At 70.5% G+C, this 16,426-nt stretch carries 18 protein-coding genes; 5 read left to right on the plus strand and 13 right to left on the minus strand.

The genetic code is table 11. The annotated features are described in order from the left end of the window. Positions 1-42: 42 nt before the first annotated feature. Positions 43-1,470 (plus strand): pyruvate kinase, encoded by a 1,428-nt coding sequence (pyk, locus tag BCL76_RS24880; RefSeq protein ID WP_030720761.1) that lies wholly within the window; start codon positions 43-45, stop codon positions 1,468-1,470. 117 nt (positions 1,471-1,587) lie between these two features. On the opposite strand, the gene BCL76_RS24885 is transcribed toward pyk, so the two are convergent. The 4 genes from BCL76_RS24885 to BCL76_RS24900 all read right to left on the minus strand — a co-directional run bounded on the left by BCL76_RS24885 (position 1,588) and on the right by BCL76_RS24900 (position 5,885). Then, positions 1,588-2,910, minus strand: a complete 1,323-nt coding sequence (locus BCL76_RS24885) for a hypothetical protein (protein WP_181382712.1) — start codon at positions 2,908-2,910, stop codon at positions 1,588-1,590. Beyond that, entirely contained in the window at positions 2,900-3,502 is a 603-nt protein-coding gene (locus tag BCL76_RS24890; protein ID WP_181382713.1) for a DUF6114 domain-containing protein, read from the minus strand. Before BCL76_RS24890 ends, BCL76_RS24885 begins: the two co-directional genes overlap by 11 nt. A gap of 107 nt (positions 3,503-3,609) precedes the next feature. Next, entirely contained in the window at positions 3,610-4,251 is a 642-nt protein-coding gene (locus tag BCL76_RS24895) for a DUF6230 family protein (protein ID WP_109781610.1), read from the minus strand. Between the two features lie 629 nt (positions 4,252-4,880). Further along, positions 4,881-5,885, minus strand: a complete 1,005-nt coding sequence (locus BCL76_RS24900) for a tetratricopeptide repeat protein (protein WP_109781611.1) — start codon at positions 5,883-5,885, stop codon at positions 4,881-4,883. A gap of 249 nt (positions 5,886-6,134) precedes the next feature. Between BCL76_RS24900 and BCL76_RS24905 the strand changes: the two genes are divergently transcribed. After that, positions 6,135-6,755, plus strand: a complete 621-nt coding sequence (locus tag BCL76_RS24905; protein ID WP_109781676.1) for a TetR/AcrR family transcriptional regulator — start codon at positions 6,135-6,137, stop codon at positions 6,753-6,755. A gap of 110 nt (positions 6,756-6,865) precedes the next feature. Here the strand turns inward: BCL76_RS24905 and BCL76_RS24910 are convergent, their stop codons facing one another. The 4 genes from BCL76_RS24910 to BCL76_RS24925 form a co-directional block, all read right to left on the minus strand. After that, positions 6,866-8,566 carry an acyl-CoA mutase large subunit family protein gene (locus BCL76_RS24910; RefSeq protein WP_109781612.1) on the minus strand — a complete coding sequence of 567 codons (1,701 nt, stop codon included), beginning with the start codon at positions 8,564-8,566 and terminating at the stop codon, positions 6,866-6,868. A 98-nt stretch (positions 8,567-8,664) separates the two neighbouring features. Continuing rightward, complete coding sequence (locus BCL76_RS24915; RefSeq protein WP_030720789.1) at positions 8,665-8,994, minus strand: DUF3817 domain-containing protein; 330 nt, start codon at positions 8,992-8,994, stop codon at positions 8,665-8,667. A gap of 67 nt (positions 8,995-9,061) precedes the next feature. Then, positions 9,062-9,568 (minus strand): MarR family winged helix-turn-helix transcriptional regulator, encoded by a 507-nt coding sequence (locus BCL76_RS24920; protein WP_030720792.1) that lies wholly within the window; start codon positions 9,566-9,568, stop codon positions 9,062-9,064. A gap of 21 nt (positions 9,569-9,589) precedes the next feature. Continuing rightward, positions 9,590-10,846: an MFS transporter gene (locus tag BCL76_RS24925; protein WP_109781613.1), complete on the minus strand. Its 1,257-nt coding sequence runs from the start codon at positions 10,844-10,846 to the stop codon at positions 9,590-9,592. Positions 10,847-10,958: 112 nt separating this feature from the next. Here BCL76_RS24925 and BCL76_RS24930 point away from each other — a divergent pair, with 112 nt between their 5' ends. Continuing rightward, positions 10,959-11,957, plus strand: coding sequence for an ArsR/SmtB family transcription factor (locus BCL76_RS24930; RefSeq protein WP_109781614.1), 999 nt, complete (start codon positions 10,959-10,961; stop codon positions 11,955-11,957). A 178-nt stretch (positions 11,958-12,135) separates the two neighbouring features. Here BCL76_RS24930 and BCL76_RS24935 read toward each other — a convergent pair whose 3' ends face one another. From BCL76_RS24935 to BCL76_RS24955, 5 genes are all read right to left on the minus strand, one after another. Then, a complete protein-coding gene (locus BCL76_RS24935) occupies positions 12,136-12,765 on the minus strand; it encodes a TetR/AcrR family transcriptional regulator (protein ID WP_109781615.1) in 630 nt (209 codons plus the stop codon). Then, positions 12,762-13,442, minus strand: a complete 681-nt coding sequence (locus tag BCL76_RS24940) for a DUF4166 domain-containing protein (RefSeq protein ID WP_109781616.1) — start codon at positions 13,440-13,442, stop codon at positions 12,762-12,764. Before BCL76_RS24940 ends, BCL76_RS24935 begins: the two co-directional genes overlap by 4 nt. Beyond that, positions 13,439-14,137, minus strand: coding sequence for a hypothetical protein (locus tag BCL76_RS24945; protein ID WP_109781677.1), 699 nt, complete (start codon positions 14,135-14,137; stop codon positions 13,439-13,441). Before BCL76_RS24945 ends, BCL76_RS24940 begins: the two co-directional genes overlap by 4 nt. A gap of 170 nt (positions 14,138-14,307) precedes the next feature. Next, complete coding sequence (locus BCL76_RS24950; protein WP_109781617.1) at positions 14,308-14,604, minus strand: MTH1187 family thiamine-binding protein; 297 nt, start codon at positions 14,602-14,604, stop codon at positions 14,308-14,310. After that, positions 14,601-14,948, minus strand: a complete 348-nt coding sequence (locus BCL76_RS24955) for a DUF3817 domain-containing protein (protein WP_109781618.1) — start codon at positions 14,946-14,948, stop codon at positions 14,601-14,603. Before BCL76_RS24955 ends, BCL76_RS24950 begins: the two co-directional genes overlap by 4 nt. Before the next feature lie 187 nt (positions 14,949-15,135). Between BCL76_RS24955 and BCL76_RS24960 the strand changes: the two genes are divergently transcribed. Together BCL76_RS24960 and BCL76_RS24965 are read left to right on the plus strand one after the other, a co-directional pair. Next, the gene (locus BCL76_RS24960) at positions 15,136-15,774 is read left to right on the plus strand and encodes an AIM24 family protein (protein WP_030009698.1); all 639 of its coding nucleotides are present in this window, start codon (positions 15,136-15,138) and stop codon (positions 15,772-15,774) included. After that, a complete protein-coding gene (locus BCL76_RS24965) occupies positions 15,774-16,424 on the plus strand; it encodes an AIM24 family protein (RefSeq protein ID WP_030009699.1) in 651 nt (216 codons plus the stop codon). Before BCL76_RS24960 ends, BCL76_RS24965 begins: the two co-directional genes overlap by 1 nt. Positions 16,425-16,426: the final 2 nt, after the last annotated feature.

Here is a 16,426-nt window from a genome sequence, read left to right on the forward strand (position 1 = left end):
GACGGAATATTCCGCTACGAAACAAACCGATAGGATCCAGTCATGCGCCGTTCCAAAATTGTCTGCACGCTGGGCCCCGCCGTCGACTCGTATGAGCAGCTGAAAGCGCTCATCGAGGCAGGTATGAACGTGGCCCGATTCAACTTCAGCCACGGGTCCCAGGCAGAACACCAGGAGCGGTACGACCGCGTCCGGCAGGTCTCCGAGGACACCGGGCGCGCCGTCGGCGTCCTCGCCGACCTCCAAGGCCCGAAGATCCGTCTGGAGACCTTCGCCGAGGGTCCCGTCGAGTTGGTACGCGGTGACGAGTTCACCATCACCACCGAGGACGTCCCGGGTGACAAGTCCATCTGCGGCACCACCTACAAGGGTCTCCCGGGCGACGTCGCCAAGGGTGACCAGATCCTGATCAACGACGGAAACGTCGAGCTCCGGGTGACCGAGGTCGAGGGCCCCCGGGTGCGGACCATCGTCATCGAGGGCGGTGTCATCTCGGACCACAAGGGCATCAACCTGCCGGGTGCCGCCGTGAACGTCCCCGCCCTGTCGGAGAAGGACGTCGACGACCTCCGCTTCGCCCTGCGGATGGGCTGCGACATGGTCGCCCTCTCCTTCGTCCGCGACGCCAACGACGTCAAGGACGTCCACAAGGTGATGGACGAGGAGGGCCGCCGGGTCCCCGTCATCGCCAAGGTGGAGAAGCCGCAGGCCGTCGAGAACATGGCGGCCGTGGTCGACGCCTTCGACGCGGTCATGGTGGCCCGTGGTGACCTGGCCGTCGAGTATCCGCTCGAAAAGGTCCCGATGGTCCAGAAGCGGCTCATCGAGATGTGCCGCCGCAACGCCAAGCCGGTGATCGTCGCGACCCAGATGATGGAGTCGATGATCACCAACTCCCGCCCGACGCGCGCGGAGGCCTCCGACGTCGCCAACGCGATCCTCGACGGCGCGGACGCGGTCATGCTGTCGGCCGAGTCCTCGGTCGGCGCTTACCCGATCGAGACCGTCAAGACGATGTCGAAGATCGTCACGGCGGCCGAGGAGGAGCTCCTCTCCAAGGGCCTCCAGCCGCTGGTCCAGGGCAAGAAGCCCCGTACCCAGGGCGGCTCCGTCGCCCGCGCGGCCTGCGAGATCGCGGACTTCCTCGACGCCCAGTCGCTCATCGCCTTCACCCAGTCGGGCGACACCGCCCGCCGCCTGTCCCGCTACCGCGTGACGCAGCCGATCCTGGCCTTCACCACGGACGTCAACACCCGCAACCAGCTCACGCTGAGCTGGGGCGTCGAGTCCTACATCGTCCCGCACGTGGACACCACGGACGCGATGGTCGACCTGGTGGACGGCGAGCTGCTCAAGCTCAACCGCTACAACCAGGGCGACACCATGGTCATCACCGCCGGCTCGCCCCCCGGCGTCCCCGGCACCACGAACATGGTCCGCGTCCACCACCTGGGCGACACCCAGGCCTGACGCACCACCTCTGCCGCACAGAGACCGAGGGCGGTACCCCGGATCCCTTCCAGGATCCGGGGTACCGCCCTCGGTGTGTTCGGGGGTCCGGGTCAGCCTCTCGTCCCTGCGGGACCGCTACTCCGGCGGGCCGATGTAGTTCTTCAGACCCGGAACGGTGAGCGTGCCGCCGAACTGGCCGGCCTGGACGACCTTGACGTTCGTGAAGAACGCGAACGGGACGTTCAGGGGCGGCGGGCTGTTCGGGGTGAACTCGATCGGGATCAGACCGAACAGGTTCCCCTTGAGGCTCTCGGTGTACATCGTCACCGTGCCGCCGCGGATCTTGGACGTGGAGCCCGGACGCGACTTCAGGTGGGCGACGTTCCCCGACGTACCGACCGTCTGGTAGAGGTCCTTGATGTCCAGCGAGTCCGCGGTGAACTTCAGGACCTTCTTGGTCTTGCCGCCGGCCGTCTTCACCTCGACGATGCCGTGGTAGTCCAGGCCGTAGAGGGTCAGCAGCGAGCTGTCGAGGTACCAGGGCTCGTCCGGCAGGAGCGGGACGCCCTGCTCCAGCTCGGCATCGGCCAGGGCCTTGGCGTCGTAGGTCGGGCACGGGAAGGGCTGCTTCCCGTCCGGGTCCTTCGTCTCCTCGTCCTTGGCCTTGTCCTCGTCCTTGGCCTTGTCGTCCGCCTCGGACTTGTCGTCCGCGGCTTCGTCCTTGGCCTTGTCCTTGGCCTCGCCCGTCTCGTTCTTGGGGTCCTTCTCGGTCTTCTTGACCTCCTCGGACAGCTCCTTGACGTCGACACCGGCCTTCTTCGCCGCGTCGCGGATCGCGTCCGCGGCCGGGTCCGGGGTCGGCGTGGCGGCGCCCGACGGGGTGGGCGCGGGCGTCGGGGTCGCCTTCGCCGTCGCGTCCTTCAGGGGCCTGCCGAGCTCGTCGACGAGGTTCTTGAGCGCGTCACCGACGCCGAGCGGGTCCAACGGGTTCGTGGACTTCGTCGGCTCCGGAGCCGGTGTCGTGGCCGGGGCCGGGACTGCGGCCTTCTCCTTCGTCACCGGGGGCTTGGCCTCCGCCGACGGGGAGGTGCTCGGCTTCGTCTTCGCCGACGGGGACACGGACGGAGAGGGCGTCGCGGTGGGCGACGTACTCGGCGAAGGCGTCGTCGAGGGCGAGGGGGACGGGGACTTCGACTCGGTCTCCGCGGGTTCGTCGGACCGCGTCACACACGGGCCGGGCGCGAAGGGGATCTCCTTGTCGTCGGCCACCGCAAGCTTCGGCGCCATACCCATCCCGACGAACACGGCCGTCGGCATCGCCGCGAGCGCCATCGTCTTGCCGACGGGTATCTGGATCTTGTTCAGCAGCGACTTCCTGGGCGCCGCGTGGCGCGGCCCCTTCACTACACGGGACTCTGCGCCAGGGGCCACGCCCCGCTGCGTCTCGTCACCCCGCACTGTTCCTCCCGCCATCGGCGTGGGCAGTCGTCTCGCTCGCGTGTGCCGTTTCCGTCCCACGGGGGCCCGGGATGCCCTGCATACCCATGTCCGCCGTCGCGTCCGCCTTGGTCAGACCGATCGCGCCCGGCTGCTGATCGACCATCGGCTGCGCGTCCATCGGCTGCTCACCCTCCTCGGCCGGCTGACCCGGCGCCCAGGCCAGGGCGAGAGCGCCGCCGACCATGGAGAGGATGAAGCCGATGAAGAAGCCACCGAGGTTGGACACCGGGATGGAGACCAGGGCGAGCAGGATCGCGGCCACGCCGGCGAAGACGCGGATCGTCGCCTGGAACCAGAGCGCCAGACCCAGCGTGATCAGCAGTACACCGATGATCAGTGCACCGGCGCCGCCCGTGGTGGCCATCGCGAGACTGACGTTGCCCAGCCGGAGGTCCGCGTAAGGGAAGTATGCAATCGGGAAGCCACCGAGGAGCGTGAACAACCCGGCCCAGAAGGGACGGCGGCCGCTCCAGGCATGGAAGTGGTAGTACACCACGGTGGGCCAGGCGTCGTCTTCTGCGCGAACGTAAACCGGGGCCTGGGGGTTCATGGACAACAGCTCCCTGGAAACGGTGGTACTTGAGAACTCTGTGGAGCCCGGCCGGGCGGGGGCGACGGCTGTCACCACCCGCCCGGCCGGTCAGACACGGGGACTGATCAGTCCTTGATGTCCTGGTAGCAGGGCTGGTCGCCACCGAGCAGGCGCAGCTTCAGGTTGGGCAGCTTGAAGGTGCCCGCCGTGGTCGCCCACGCCTTCTGCTTGACGTCCCGCAGGATCGCCTTGTCCGCGCGCTGCGAGAAGGCGTACGGGCTGGCGACCGTGCCGGCCTGCGGCTTGGTCTTGTGGCTCGGGTCGCCGACCGCGACACCGATGTCCAGGTTGGTGAACTCGGCGTTGGTGTCGAGCTCGGCCACATCCAGGTAGATGTTGGTCGCCTCGGCCGGGGTGCCCTTGTGACCGGTCTTCAGCTGGAGCGTGATGTTGCCCAGCGGAGTCGGGGTGACCAGGGACTGGCACATGTTGGTGATCTTGGCGTTGCTGAACCCGGAGATGGTGACCGGGTGGTGTGCAGCGTTGCCCTTGAGGTCGTGACCCTCGGCGATACCGCCGTACTGGATGAGGTTCTCACCCACGAGCTCGTCGGCCGAGACCTTGAAGTCCTGGCCGGAGACGCTGAACGACGCCGCGAGGGCGCCCTGCGCCAGACCCACACCGACCGCGGCCGTGGCCGCGATGCTCGGCACCATGACGAGCGCGAAGCGCTTCCATCTGGTCCCGCCACGAACCTGAGAACTCATTTTCGTTCCTCCTTCTCGGACGTACATCTCCGGTCCGGGCCGTGCCCGTCCTGGGATGGGAGAAGTGCTACGTCCTCGGGAAGGAGCGCAGGCGGCCGGGCCGCGGCTGAGCCACGTCCGATACACCGGCGATCACCCCCGAGCGACAACCACTGGGCCACGCGTTCGCGCAACCTGGAGGACAGGCCCCACCGGAGTGGCGGAGACCCCCCTGTCCCACGGCCGGTGCCACTGCCACAGGCCGGCTCGGTGGGGACCCCTCACCGCGGCTCCGAATGAGCGGCTCTGCGGGAAGGACCGAGCGTCGCCGATCGTGGTCCATTCCAGGCCGGGGCACAAGGGGGTTCGTTACTGGCGGGTAACGGCCAGATAACCGGGGTACGACCCACTGCCGTCGGGCAGCAACACAGGGTGTCACCCAGGGCCACGACAGAACGGGCAAATGACGAACACACCGGACAGTTCACCGGGTTCGATTTACTGCGAGTAACAGTGGCCGCAATTGCCAAGTTTTGGCAAAGTGCGGCCGCTGTTTATCTACGTGTCAACAAATCGTCGGTGGCCCGACGATGTACGGGAGGCGCGCGGCGAGGGGCCCGGAGCGGCCGCGAAGCCGCTCCGGAGCCGGCCTAGAAGAGCACCCGCGCGAGCGCCGTACGCGCCGAGGAGACCCGAGGGTCGTCCGCGCCGATGACCTCGAACAGCTCCAGCAGCCGCAGTCGCACCGCGTCCCGGTCCTCACCGAAAGTGACCCGGACGGTGTCCACCAAGCGGCCGAAAGCGTCCTCCACATGACCGCCGACGAGGTCGAGGTCGGCCGCGGCGATCTGCGCCGCCGGGTCGCGCGGGTTCTCGGCCGCCGCGGCCCGCACCGCCTGCGGATCCATGTGCTGGACCCGGGCGAGGAGCTCGGCCTGGGCCAGACCCAGCTTGGCCTCCGTGTTGCCCGGGTCGTCCGCGAGCACGTTCTTGTACGCCTGGACCGCGCCGCCGAGGTCACCGGCGTCGAGCGCGACGACGGCCGCCTCCAGCAGGGCGTCGTACGGGCCGGCCGGGATCTCCTCCATGGCGGTGGCGGCCGGAGCGGCACCCTCCGCGTCCGGGTCCACCTCGATGCCGATGATCCCGAAGCGGTCCTCGGCGACCTGGACGAGCTGGGCGAAGGTCTCGCGGATCTGCTGCTCCGGGACCACTCCCTGGAACAGCGGCAGGACCTGACCGGCGACCACGGCGAAGACGGCCGGGATCCCCTGGATCTGGAACTGCTGCATGAGCATCTGGTTGGCGTCGACGTCGATCTTGGCGAGCACGAGGCGACCGTTGGCCTCGGTGATCAGACGCTCCAGGAGCGGGCTGAGCTGCTTGCACGGCTGGCACCACTCGGCCCAGAAGTCCAGGACGACCGGAACCTCTGCCGAGAGCTGGAGCACATCGCGTTCGAAGCCGGCCTCGTCTACGTCGATGACGAGCGCGGACGGCGGCACCGCGCCGGCGGACGGGCCCGCCTCGCCGGCCTGGCCGGCCCGGCTCGCCGCTTCGGCGCGCGCCTGCTCGGCCTTGGCCTTGGCCTCGCCGGCCGCCTTCACCGCGGCGAGGTCGACGACGCCGCTCATGGACATGTTTCTGGGCTGCATGCGTACATCCTCCCCCGTGTGCGCGCGCCGACGAAAAAGATCGCGTGAATTGGCCGTGCCGCCGTACTGTCGCGATCGTGATGCTGAACGGCGCCGGGTCCCCACCTGGCGCCTGTAGCCCTTCGCGCGGTTGTCGCTCTTACGCTACGAGCCGTAGCGTAACTCCCCCGGCGGCCCACCGCGCCCCTTCCGGGCCCGTGATCTGAACCACAGCGGCCGGTATGGCTACCGACGGGTATGGTCTCGGCCATGCGCAACCCCAGCCCCGGCCGCACCGGTCGTCCCCGCAGTGCCGCCGCGGACGCCGCGATCCTCGCCGCGACCCGGGACGCGCTGGTCGAGCTGGGCTGGTCGAAGCTGACGATGGGCGACGTGTCCGCCCGCGCGGGGGTCGCCAAGACCACCCTCTACCGGCGCTGGGCGGGCAAGAACGAGCTGGTCGTGGACGCGGTAGCGGAACTCTTCGACGCGCTCGAACTCCCGGACCGCGGCTGCCTCGAAGCGGACATCGAGGGCGTGGTGCTGCAGTTCGCGGAGCTGCTGCGGCGCCCGGAGGCCCGTACGGCCCTGATGGCGGTCGTCGCCGAGTCCACCCGGGACGAGGCCCTGCGCGACCGGATCCGGTCGGCGATCGTGGATCGGCAGAAACGTCTCGTCGTACTGGGTCGCGAACGGGCCCAGGCCCGCGGCGAACTCCCCTACGAGGAGGACGAGTCCCTCGCGGGCCGCACCACGGACCTGATCTTCGACGTGATCGCGGGCACGGTGGTGCATCGCGCCCTGGTGAGCTCCGAACCGGTGGACGAGGTCTGGGTGGCCACCTTCACGGCCCTCCTGATGCACGGCCTCCAGGGCCCGGCCCCGGCCTGAGAGCCGCGGCGGCCACGCCGCCGGCTCCGGGCGCGGAAATCAGGAAGGCCGGTCACAGGGCCGCCGTACGGGCGCCATGACCGGCCGTTCCACACCTTCGCGCGGCGGGACTAGAAGCCCGGCGGCTCGGTGTAGGTGCCCCACTCGTCGCGCAGGACGTTGCAGATCTCGCCCATCGTGGCCTCGGCCCGCACCGCGTCCAGCATGGCCGGGATCATGTTCGACCCGTCCCGGGCGGCGTCCAGCATGGCCTTCAGCGCCGCGTCGACCTTGGCGTCCTCGCGCCGGGCCTTGCGGGCCGCGAGCTCCCGTACCTGGACGGTCTCGACCTCGTGGCTGACCCGGAGGATCTCCAGGTCGCCGGTGACCGACCCGTGGTGCACGTTGACGCCGACGACGCGCTTGTCGCCCTTCTCCAGGGAGCGCTGGTACTGGAAGGCCGACTCGGCGATCTCCCCGGTGAACCAGCCGTCCTCGATGCCGCGCAGGATGCCCGAGGTGATCGGCCCGATCGGGTGCTGCCCGTCCGGGTGGGCGCGCAGGCCGCGCTCCTTGATCTGGTCGAAGATCTTCTCGGCCTCGGCCTCGATGCGGTCGGTGAGCTGCTCCACGAACCAGGAACCGCCCAGCGGGTCCGCCACGTTGGCGACGCCGGTCTCCTCCATCAGCACCTGCTGCGTGCGCAGGGCGATCTCGGCCGCCTGCTCGCTCGGCAGGGCGAGGGTCTCGTCCAGGGCGTTGGTGTGCAGGGAGTTCGTACCGCCGAGCACGGCCGCGAGGGCCTCCACGGCGGTGCGCACGACATTGTTGTACGGCTGCTGCGCGGTCAGCGAGACGCCGGCGGTCTGGGTGTGGAAGCGCAGCCACATGGACTTGTCGCTCTTCGCCCCGTAGACCTCCTTCATCCAGCGGGCCCAGATCCGGCGCGCGGCGCGGAACTTGGCGATCTCCTCGAAGAAGTCGAGGTGCGCGTCGAAGAAGAAGGACAGGCCGGGCGCGAAGTCGTCGACGTCCATGCCGCGCGAGAGGCCCAGCTCCACGTAGCCGAAGCCGTCGGCGAGGGTGTACGCGAGCTCCTGCGCGGCCGTGGCCCCGGCCTCGCGGATGTGGTAGCCGGAGACGGACAGCGGCTTGTAGGCCGGGATGCCCTTCGTGCAGTACTCCATGAGGTCGCCGATGAGGCGCAGGTGCGGCTCGGGTTCGAAGAGCCACTCCTTCTGGGCGATGTACTCCTTGAAGATGTCGGTCTGGAGCGTGCCGTTGAGGACGGCGGGGTCCACGCCCTGCCGTTCGGCGGCGACCAGGTACATGCAGAAGGCGGGGACGGCCGGGCCCGAGATCGTCATCGAGGTGGTCACGTCACCGAGCGGGATGTCCTTGAAGAGGACCTCCATGTCGGCGGCGGAGTCGATGGCGACCCCGCAGTGGCCCACCTCGCCGAGGGAGCGGGGGTCGTCGGAGTCGCGCCCCATGAGGGTCGGCATGTCGAAGGCGACGGAGAGCCCGCCGCCGCCGGCGGCCAGGATCATCTTGTAGCGCTCGTTGGTCTGCTCGGCGTTCCCGAACCCGGCGAACTGCCGGATGGTCCAGGTCCGCCCGCGGTACCCGGTGGCGTGGAGCCCTCGGGTGTACGGGTACTCGCCCGGCCACCCGATGCGCTCGAAGCCCTCGTACTCGTCGCCGGGGCGGGGACCGTAGACCGGTTCGACCTCGTCGCCGGAGAGCGTGGTGAAGTCTGCCTCGCGCTTGCGGGCCTTGTCATAACGGGCCTGCCAGCGACGGCGGCCTTCCTCGATGGCGTCAGCGTCCATACCCATGAATTTACTAGGACGTCCTAGTAAATGTCGATGGCAAACCCCCGGGGACTCACCCCGGGGGTGGGTGACGCTCGCCTCGCACGAGGCGCAGATCAGGCCTTGGCGGTCGCGAGCGAGTCGTTGACCAGCGGTTCGACCTCGGCGCGGACCTTGCGCTCGACGAAGAAGGCGGCCACCGGAATCGTTCCGCTGAGCATGACCCAGAGCATCTTACCGAAGGGCCACCTGGCCTTGGAGCTCAGATCGAAGGCGAACACCAGGTAGATCATGAAGAGCACACCGTGGGCCTGCGAGACCACGAAGGTCAGGTCGGCGCCGGTGTCGAAGCCGTACTTCGCCACCATGCAGGCACAGAGGATCAGGAGCATGACCGCGGTCACGTAGGCCATGGCGCGGTAGCGGGTCAGCACGCTTCGTTTCATGCCGACGAGCCTAGCCGTCCGTTTTGCTCGATCTTGACGCGGCCCCGGGCGTCCGGGACGGGGCGCCTCAGTCCTGGAAGTCCGCCGCGGCCACGCGCAGCGGGCGCAGCAGGGCGAAGATCTCCCCGCACTCCTCGGCGTCGTACGCGCCGAGGCCGAAGTCGACGGCCATCAGGTCCTTCGTGGCGGCCTCGACGACCTCGCGGCCCTTCTCCGTGATCGAGGCGAGGGTGCCGCGGCCGTCGTTCGGGTTGGGCCGCTTGGCGACCAGTCCGGACCTCACCAGTCGGTCCACGGTGTTGGTCACCGACGTCGGGTGGACCATCAGTCGCTCGCCGATCTTGGACATCGGCAGTTCGCCGGCCTTGGAGAAGGTGAGCAGCACCAGCGCCTCGTACCGGGCGAACGTCAGCCCGTACGGCTTGACGACCGCGTCGACCTCGCCGAGCAGGATCTGGTGCGCGCGCATGATCGAGGTGATCGCGGCCATCGAGGGCACGGGTCCCCAGCGCTGCTGCCAGAGCTCGTCGGCACGGGCGATGGGGTCGAAGGGAAGGCTGAGCGGCTTGGGCACGCGTCCGACCCTACCGGGAGGTCAATTCACGGCGAGGGCCGTCTCATCCCTCAGTCGTTCCTCCTGCCGGGTGGCGGACCGGAGTTCGGCCAGGAGCAGCAGGACGACCCCGGTTCCGAGGATCCCGGCGCCGGTGACGACCTCGTGCACCGGGCGGAATTCGGCGGCCAGGCCGGCCAAGGCCATACCGACGCCTTGAAGGGTCATCAGGCCGGTGCTGAGCAGGGTCATCGCCCGGCCACGCAGCTCGTCGGGAACGGCGTCCACGTACCACTGGTCCAGCCCGAGGGTGTAGGCGTGCGCCAGCCCGGCGAGCAGCAGGGCGGCGACGACCACGGGCAGGCCCGGCCGGACGGCGAAGAGCAGGAGCGGCAGCAGCCCGGCGGAGGCGAGCGGGATCACGATCCGCGAGCGCGTTCGGGCGGTGAGGGCCGAGCCCGCCCAGAGCTCCCCGGCGATGGTGCCGACGGGCATGGCGCACATCATCAGGCCCAGCGCGGCGGTGCCGACGCCGATGCCGTCCGTGTACGGGGCGAGCAGCGCCTCGGGGACGACGAGGAAGACGGGCGGCAGCCAGAACAGCAGCATCAGCGCCCGCAGCCGGCGCCGGCCGAGGACGGCGCGCACTCCGGCGAGCGGGGAGGTACGGCCGGCGCTGCGGGCGGGCCGGCTGCGCGTGCCCAGTCGCAGCAGCAGCGCGGAGCCGAGGAAGCCCGCGGCGGTCAGGGCGATGGCGGCGCGCGGCGCGAGCACGGTGAGCAGCAGCCCACCGAGGCCGAAGCCGATGAGCTGGGCGCTCTGGGCGACCATGCGCAGCAGCGAGCGGCCCAGGACGAAGACGTCGCCGGTGCCGAGGATGTCGGAGAGGGAGGCGTTGCGCGTGCCCTGGAACAGCGGCGCCACGAAAGCCATGGCGCAGCGCAGTACGAGGAGCACGGCGACGGGCGTGCCCGGCGCCACCATGGCGGCCGCGCAGAGCGCGCAGAGGAGGTCGCAGGTGACGAGCACCCGGCGGGCGGGGTGGCGGTCGGCGATCCCGGCGAGCAGGGTGCCGCCGAGGACGTACGGGAGGAAGCCGAGGGCGAAGGTGAGCGCGCTCATCAAGGGTGAGCCGGTGGTGCGGTAGACGAGGACGGACAGCGAGATCTCGGCGACGACCAGGCCGAGCACGGACAGCAGGTGGGCGACGAAGACGGTCCGGAACTCACGGACCCGGAACACGGAGCGGTAGCCCGGTGGCGGTGCGGACCGCCCGGGCGCATGGTTTTCGGCGGGCATGGGCCCAGCGTCCCGAGCCCACCTCCGACGCTCCAGGGATTCGCCTGTGGCCGAATGTTAGGGCAGAGTCTCACGTCGTCGGCCGCCTCGAAGAAGGGGAGGGAGCGCCGGAATGGGATTGCACCACCACTTCGGGCACGAGGACCTGCTGCGGTGCCGGTTCGCGCTCTCGCCCGCGTGGGAGACGCAGGAGGCGGTGCGCGTACTGAAACTCACGGAGCGGCAGGGCTACCACCTGCCCTGGCTGCGGCGGATCCGCGCCGCGGCCGACGGGCTGGACCTGCGGCCGTTGTGGCTGCTGATGCCGCACCGCGGGCACAGCGTGGACTTCATCGGCCCGCCGCCGAGCGGACCGGGGGTCTCCTTCGAGGAGGAGCTCGCGCTGATCCGCGGGGCGGATCCGGCCACGGCGCGCGAGGACATCCGCAAGTCGCTGGCCAGTACGCCCGGCGCCCTCGACAGCGACCTGGGCCGGTCGCTGCTCGCCGATCCCGCCCGGGCCGTACGCGACCTGGCCGATCTGATGGAGCGGGCCTGGAGCCTGCTGATCGAGCCGCACTGGCCGAGGCTGCGGGCCCTGCTGGAGGCGGACATCCTCTTCCACTCGCGCCGCCTCGCCGCCGGCGGTCTGCAGGCCCTCTTCGACGGGCTGCACCCGAGCCTCGCCTGGGACGCCGCCTCCCTCACCCTGACCATCGAGCGGCCCACCAGTCACCACGAGCGCGTCCTGGGCGGCCAGGGGCTGCTCCTGATGCCGAGCGCCTTCATCTGGCCGGGGATCGCGGGCGGCTTCGACCCGCCCTGGCAGCCCACCATCGTCTACCCGGCCCGTGGCATCGGCGCCTTGTGGACCTCGGCCCAGGAGAACACCCCGCACGCGCTCGTCCGGCTGCTGGGCCGGGCCCGGGCCGAGGTGCTGTGCGCGCTGGAGGAGCCGGCCTCCACCACGGCGCTGGCCCATCGGCTCGGTCTGGCCCCGTCCACGGTCTCGGCCCATCTGGGGGTCCTGCGGGCGGCGGGGCTGCTCATCTCCGCCCGCCACGGCCACCAGGTCCGCTACGAGCGCACCCCGCTGGCGATCGCGCTCACCACGGGCGACCCCGCTCCCTGAGCCCTGCGGCCCCTGCGGCCCGCAGGGCGCTGATCCGTACCGCGTTGTCGGTGCCGACGAACACGGAGGCGCCGTACCGGTTGCCGGGACGCGGTCGACCGGGCGGTCCTTCCTCAGGTCGGGGACCGCAGGGCCGTACGGGTGAGGGGCGCGGGCGGCCCGGGCCGCGCGGCCCGGGTCAGCGGGTGCCGCGCCGCAGGCCGTGCCGCACCACGCGCTGGCTCAGGGAGCCGAGCCCCTCCAGCACGGTGGCCAGGCCGGCCAGCTGCTCCAGCGCGGCGAGCGCGCTCCCCGCGCCCTGCGGGTCCACCCCTTCGTACAGCTCGATGCCGATGAAGGAGGCGGCCGTGGCCCGGGCCAGCCCGGCCGGGTCGGCGTACCCCTCCAGCGGGGTCGCCGCCAGCAGCCGGGTGAGGACCTTCTCCAGCTCCTCGATCCACAGCCCGAGTCCGTCGGCGGTGGCGGCGGCCAGGACGGGCGAGCTCTGCCCGGCGGCCAGCAGCTGCCCGAGCAGGGCGACGTTCCCGGCGGCCCGTTCCTCCTCGTGCATCGTGCGGGCGAACTCCAGCAGTTCGGCGAGGCTGCCCAGGGCGGCGAGCCGGTCGCGGTAGCGGGCCACCCGCTGCTCGGCGCCGTACCGGCAGGCCGCGGCGAGCAGCTCGTCCACCGAGCCGAAGTGGTAGAAGATCAGCCCCTGCCCCACCCCGGCGGTGGTCGCGATGGTGCGGGCCGAGGCCTTGGCGACGCCCTGCTCGGCCAGGGTGCGCAGGGCCCCTTCGAGCAGCTTCTCCTTGGTGGCGGCGCTCATGCCCGGACCTCCTCGCGGACCGGCCGCAGGTCGGCGCGGACCCCGTGCGTACGGACGTCCACGTACTCCGCGGCGAAGGAGCCCTCGTAGCCGAAGAGCGGTCCGAAGCGGCGGTTGACCACCCGTACCCGGATCCGGAACCGACCGGTGGCCTCGTCGAAGGATTCGCGGACCTCGGCGTCGCCGCCGATCAGGTCGGGGACGCGGACGTCGACGGGGCCCTCGCGGAAGCGGTGTTCGCCGGAGCGGATGAGCAGCGAGCCGTCGGGCTCGGCGCTCATGTGGAGGTCGCTGGCGAGGTGCTGGTGGGTGCCCAGGTAGTCGAGGACGCAGTCGCGCTCGGGGCTGTGGACCATGGTGGCGTCGAAGCGGTGGGGTCCGCCGGGCAGCTGGAAGGTCCGCACGAAGGTGACGGTCTCGCGCCCGAAGGAGTCGAGGTAGGGGAGGTTCTCGATGACGAAGGGGACGTCGCGCCCGGCGCGCGGCACCAGGATGTTCCGCGTGCCGCCGAGCCGGAGGAAGGGCTTCACATAACCGGGGCCGTGCCATATCCGCTCCATGGTGCCGCGGCCGATGCAGCCCTCGCCGCTGGTGAGCCCCACCGAGAAGCGGCGCTGGACCTGCGGGTGCAGACGGTCGAACTCGGCGCCCATGTGGGCCCGGAAGATGGAGGTCATGAGGGCTCCAGGGTGCTGAGCAGGCGGGGTGCGCGGGCGGGGGTCCGGCCGGGCGGGGTGCGCAGGCAGCGGCGGGCGGCCGGGGTGCCGGGCAGCGGGGGCAGCAACAGGGCGGCGGCCATCACCACCAGGGCGGCCGGCAGCGGCGCGTACACCAGGGCGGCCACGGACAGCAGGGCGCGCAGGGCGCTCTCGCCGATCGCGCGGGCGAGGGCGCGGCCCGGGGTGGTCCCGCGCTCGCACCACAGCCGCAGCCGGTCGAAGGACCAGGCGGTGGCCCAGCCCATGAGCGGGCGGAACACCAGCCGGTCCGCGAGGGCCCCGAAGCGGCCCCAGCGCGAGCGGTAGTCGTAGCCGGTGAGGAAGCGGATCCCGTCGGGGCCGGGGACGTAGCGCCAGTAGCCGCTGCCCTCGGCGAGCAGCGACAGCGGGTGCGCCGAGGCGAACCGCAGGGCGGAGACCCGGGTGCCGTCGGCCCGGTGGCGTTCCCCGGCGGAGATCCCGGTCCCGTCGACGGAGAGGAACGGCAGCACGCGGGTCGCGTACCGGAACCGCTGGGGCTCGCCCTCGGCGCGCGGGAGGTAGCCGATGGAGGTGAACCGCAGGTCCCAGCGCTGGTGCTGGGCCGGGTCCTGGCTGCGCTCCCAGAGCTCGTCCATGTCCGCCCGGATCCGCGTCTCGACGTACAGGCCCATCTCCACCCCCGTGCCGTGTGTTGAGCGATCGCTCAACCGGCACCTTAGGGGAATTTGATCGATCGCTCAAACGATGACCGTCGACCGCCCGGGCACGCGAAAGCGCCCCCGGCCTGTGGGCCGGGGGCGCTTTCGGAAGTACCGGTGGAAATAGGGCCGGTGAGGGCGGCTCAGCCTCCGGCGAGGTGCCGCTCCACCGTCTCGACCTTGGAGGTGATCCCGTCGTGGACCCCGGGGCGGATGTCGGCCTTGAGGATGAAGGAGACGCGCGGCGCCCGCTCCTCGACGGCGGCCACCGCACGCCGCACCACGTCCATGACCTCGTCCCACTCACCTTCGACGGTGGTGAACATGGCATCGGTGCGGTTCGGCAGCCCGGACTCGCGGACCACCCGGACCGCGTCGGCGACGTACTCGCCGACCTCTTCACCGACCCCCAGCGGGGTCACCGAGAACGCGACGATCACGCCTGGGCCGCCTCGCGCGCGACACGGGCGGCGACCACGCTGTCCGCCTCTTCCCGCTTGAGCAGCTTGTCCCCGTAGAGGCCGCCCAGGGGCACCACGGAGAGGACGAAGAAGAACACGACCTTCTTGAACGGCCACTTCGCCTTGTTCCACACGTCCAGCAGCAGCACCCCGTAGGCCATGAACAGGATCGCGTGCAGGATCCCCAGCGGCATCAACAGGTAGTCGATGTCGGAGATCCGGCTCAGCAGCGAGCCGAAGATCAGCAGGGCCGGGAACGACAGCGCCTCCGGAACGGAGACGAGGCGCAGTCGGTGCAGGGCGGAGGCGGTCTTGATGTCCACGTGGAACCTTCGGGCTGGAGGCCAGGGTCCTTCCCAGTGTCTCAGTCGCTTTACGGGATCTTGACCGGACCCCTCCCCCGCCGCGACCTCTGCGGACGGGGTCCGGTCGCACCCATATCTCCCGGGTGTGGCATATATCGTCCACAGGGCCCTGTTCGGGGTCGCCCGGTGCCGATAACGTCTTCCCGTGGCTCAGTTCCGACTCCAAGGCAGCAAGGTGCTGGCCGTCGACCTGACCGGGGACGCCGTGAAAGCGAAGAACGGCTCCATGGTCGCGTACGACGGGCAGATGGCCTTCAAGAAGATGACCGGCGGCGGCGAAGGCCTCCGCGGCATGGTGACCCGCCGGCTGACCGGCGAACAGATGACAGTGATGGAAGTGCAGGGGCACGGCACCTGCTTCTTCGCCGACCGCGCGAGCGAGATCAACCTGGTGAACCTGCGCGGCGAGAAGCTCTACGTCGAGTCCAGCAACCTGCTGTGCACCGACGCCGGTCTGCGGACCGGCACGACCTTCACCGGCCTGCGCGGCGCGACGACGGGCAACGGCCTGTTCACCACGACCGTCGAGGGCTCGGGCCAGGCCGCGATCATGTCCGACGGCCCGGCCGTGGTGCTGCGCGTGAGCGCCCAGTACCCGCTGTCCGTCGACCCCGGCGCGTACATCGCGCACACGGGCAACCTCCAGCAGTCCTTCCAGTCCGGTGTGAACTTCCGCACACTCATCGGCGAGGGCTCCGGCGAGGCGTTCCAGATCCGCTTCGAGGGCGAGGGCCTGGTCTACGTGCAGCCCAGCGAGCGCAACACCGTCGGGGGCGACATCTGATGCCGTTCCGCGAGATCAACTCGAAGATGGTCGAGGCCCAGGTGATCCCGGGTCAGAAGATGTACAGCCAGCGCGGCGCGATGCTCGCCTACCGCGGCGAGGTCTCCTTCACCCCGAGCCTGACCGGCGGTCAGGGCGGGGTGATGGGCATGATCGGTCGCCGGGTGGCGAACGAGCAGACCCCGCTGATGGCGGTCGAGGGCAGCGGCACCGTGATGTTCGGCCACGGCGGCCACCACATCCAGGTGATCAACCTGACCGGCGAGACCCTCTACGTCGAGGCCGACCGGCTCCTCGCCTTCGACGGCACCCTCCAGCAGGGCACGATGTTCATGGGCTCCCAGGGCGGGGTCATGGGCATGGTCCGCGGCCAGGTGACCGGCCAGGGCCTCTTCACCACCACCCTCAAGGGCCACGGCTCGGTCGCCGTGATGGCCCACGGCGGGGTCATCGAGCTGCCGATCACCCCGCAGCGCCCGATCCACGTGGACCCGCAGGCGTACGTCGCCCACCACGGTGACGTGCGCAACAAGCTCTCCACCGCCCTCGGCTGGCGGGACATGGTGGGGCGCGGCTCGGGCGAGGCGTTCCAGCTGGAGCTGTCCGGTCAGGGCGCGGTGTACGTACAGGCCTCCGAGGAGAAGCTGTGAAC

The sequence above is a fragment of the Streptomyces sp. CG 926 genome (assembly GCF_003148825.1).
Classification (GTDB): domain Bacteria; phylum Actinomycetota; class Actinomycetes; order Streptomycetales; family Streptomycetaceae; genus Streptomyces.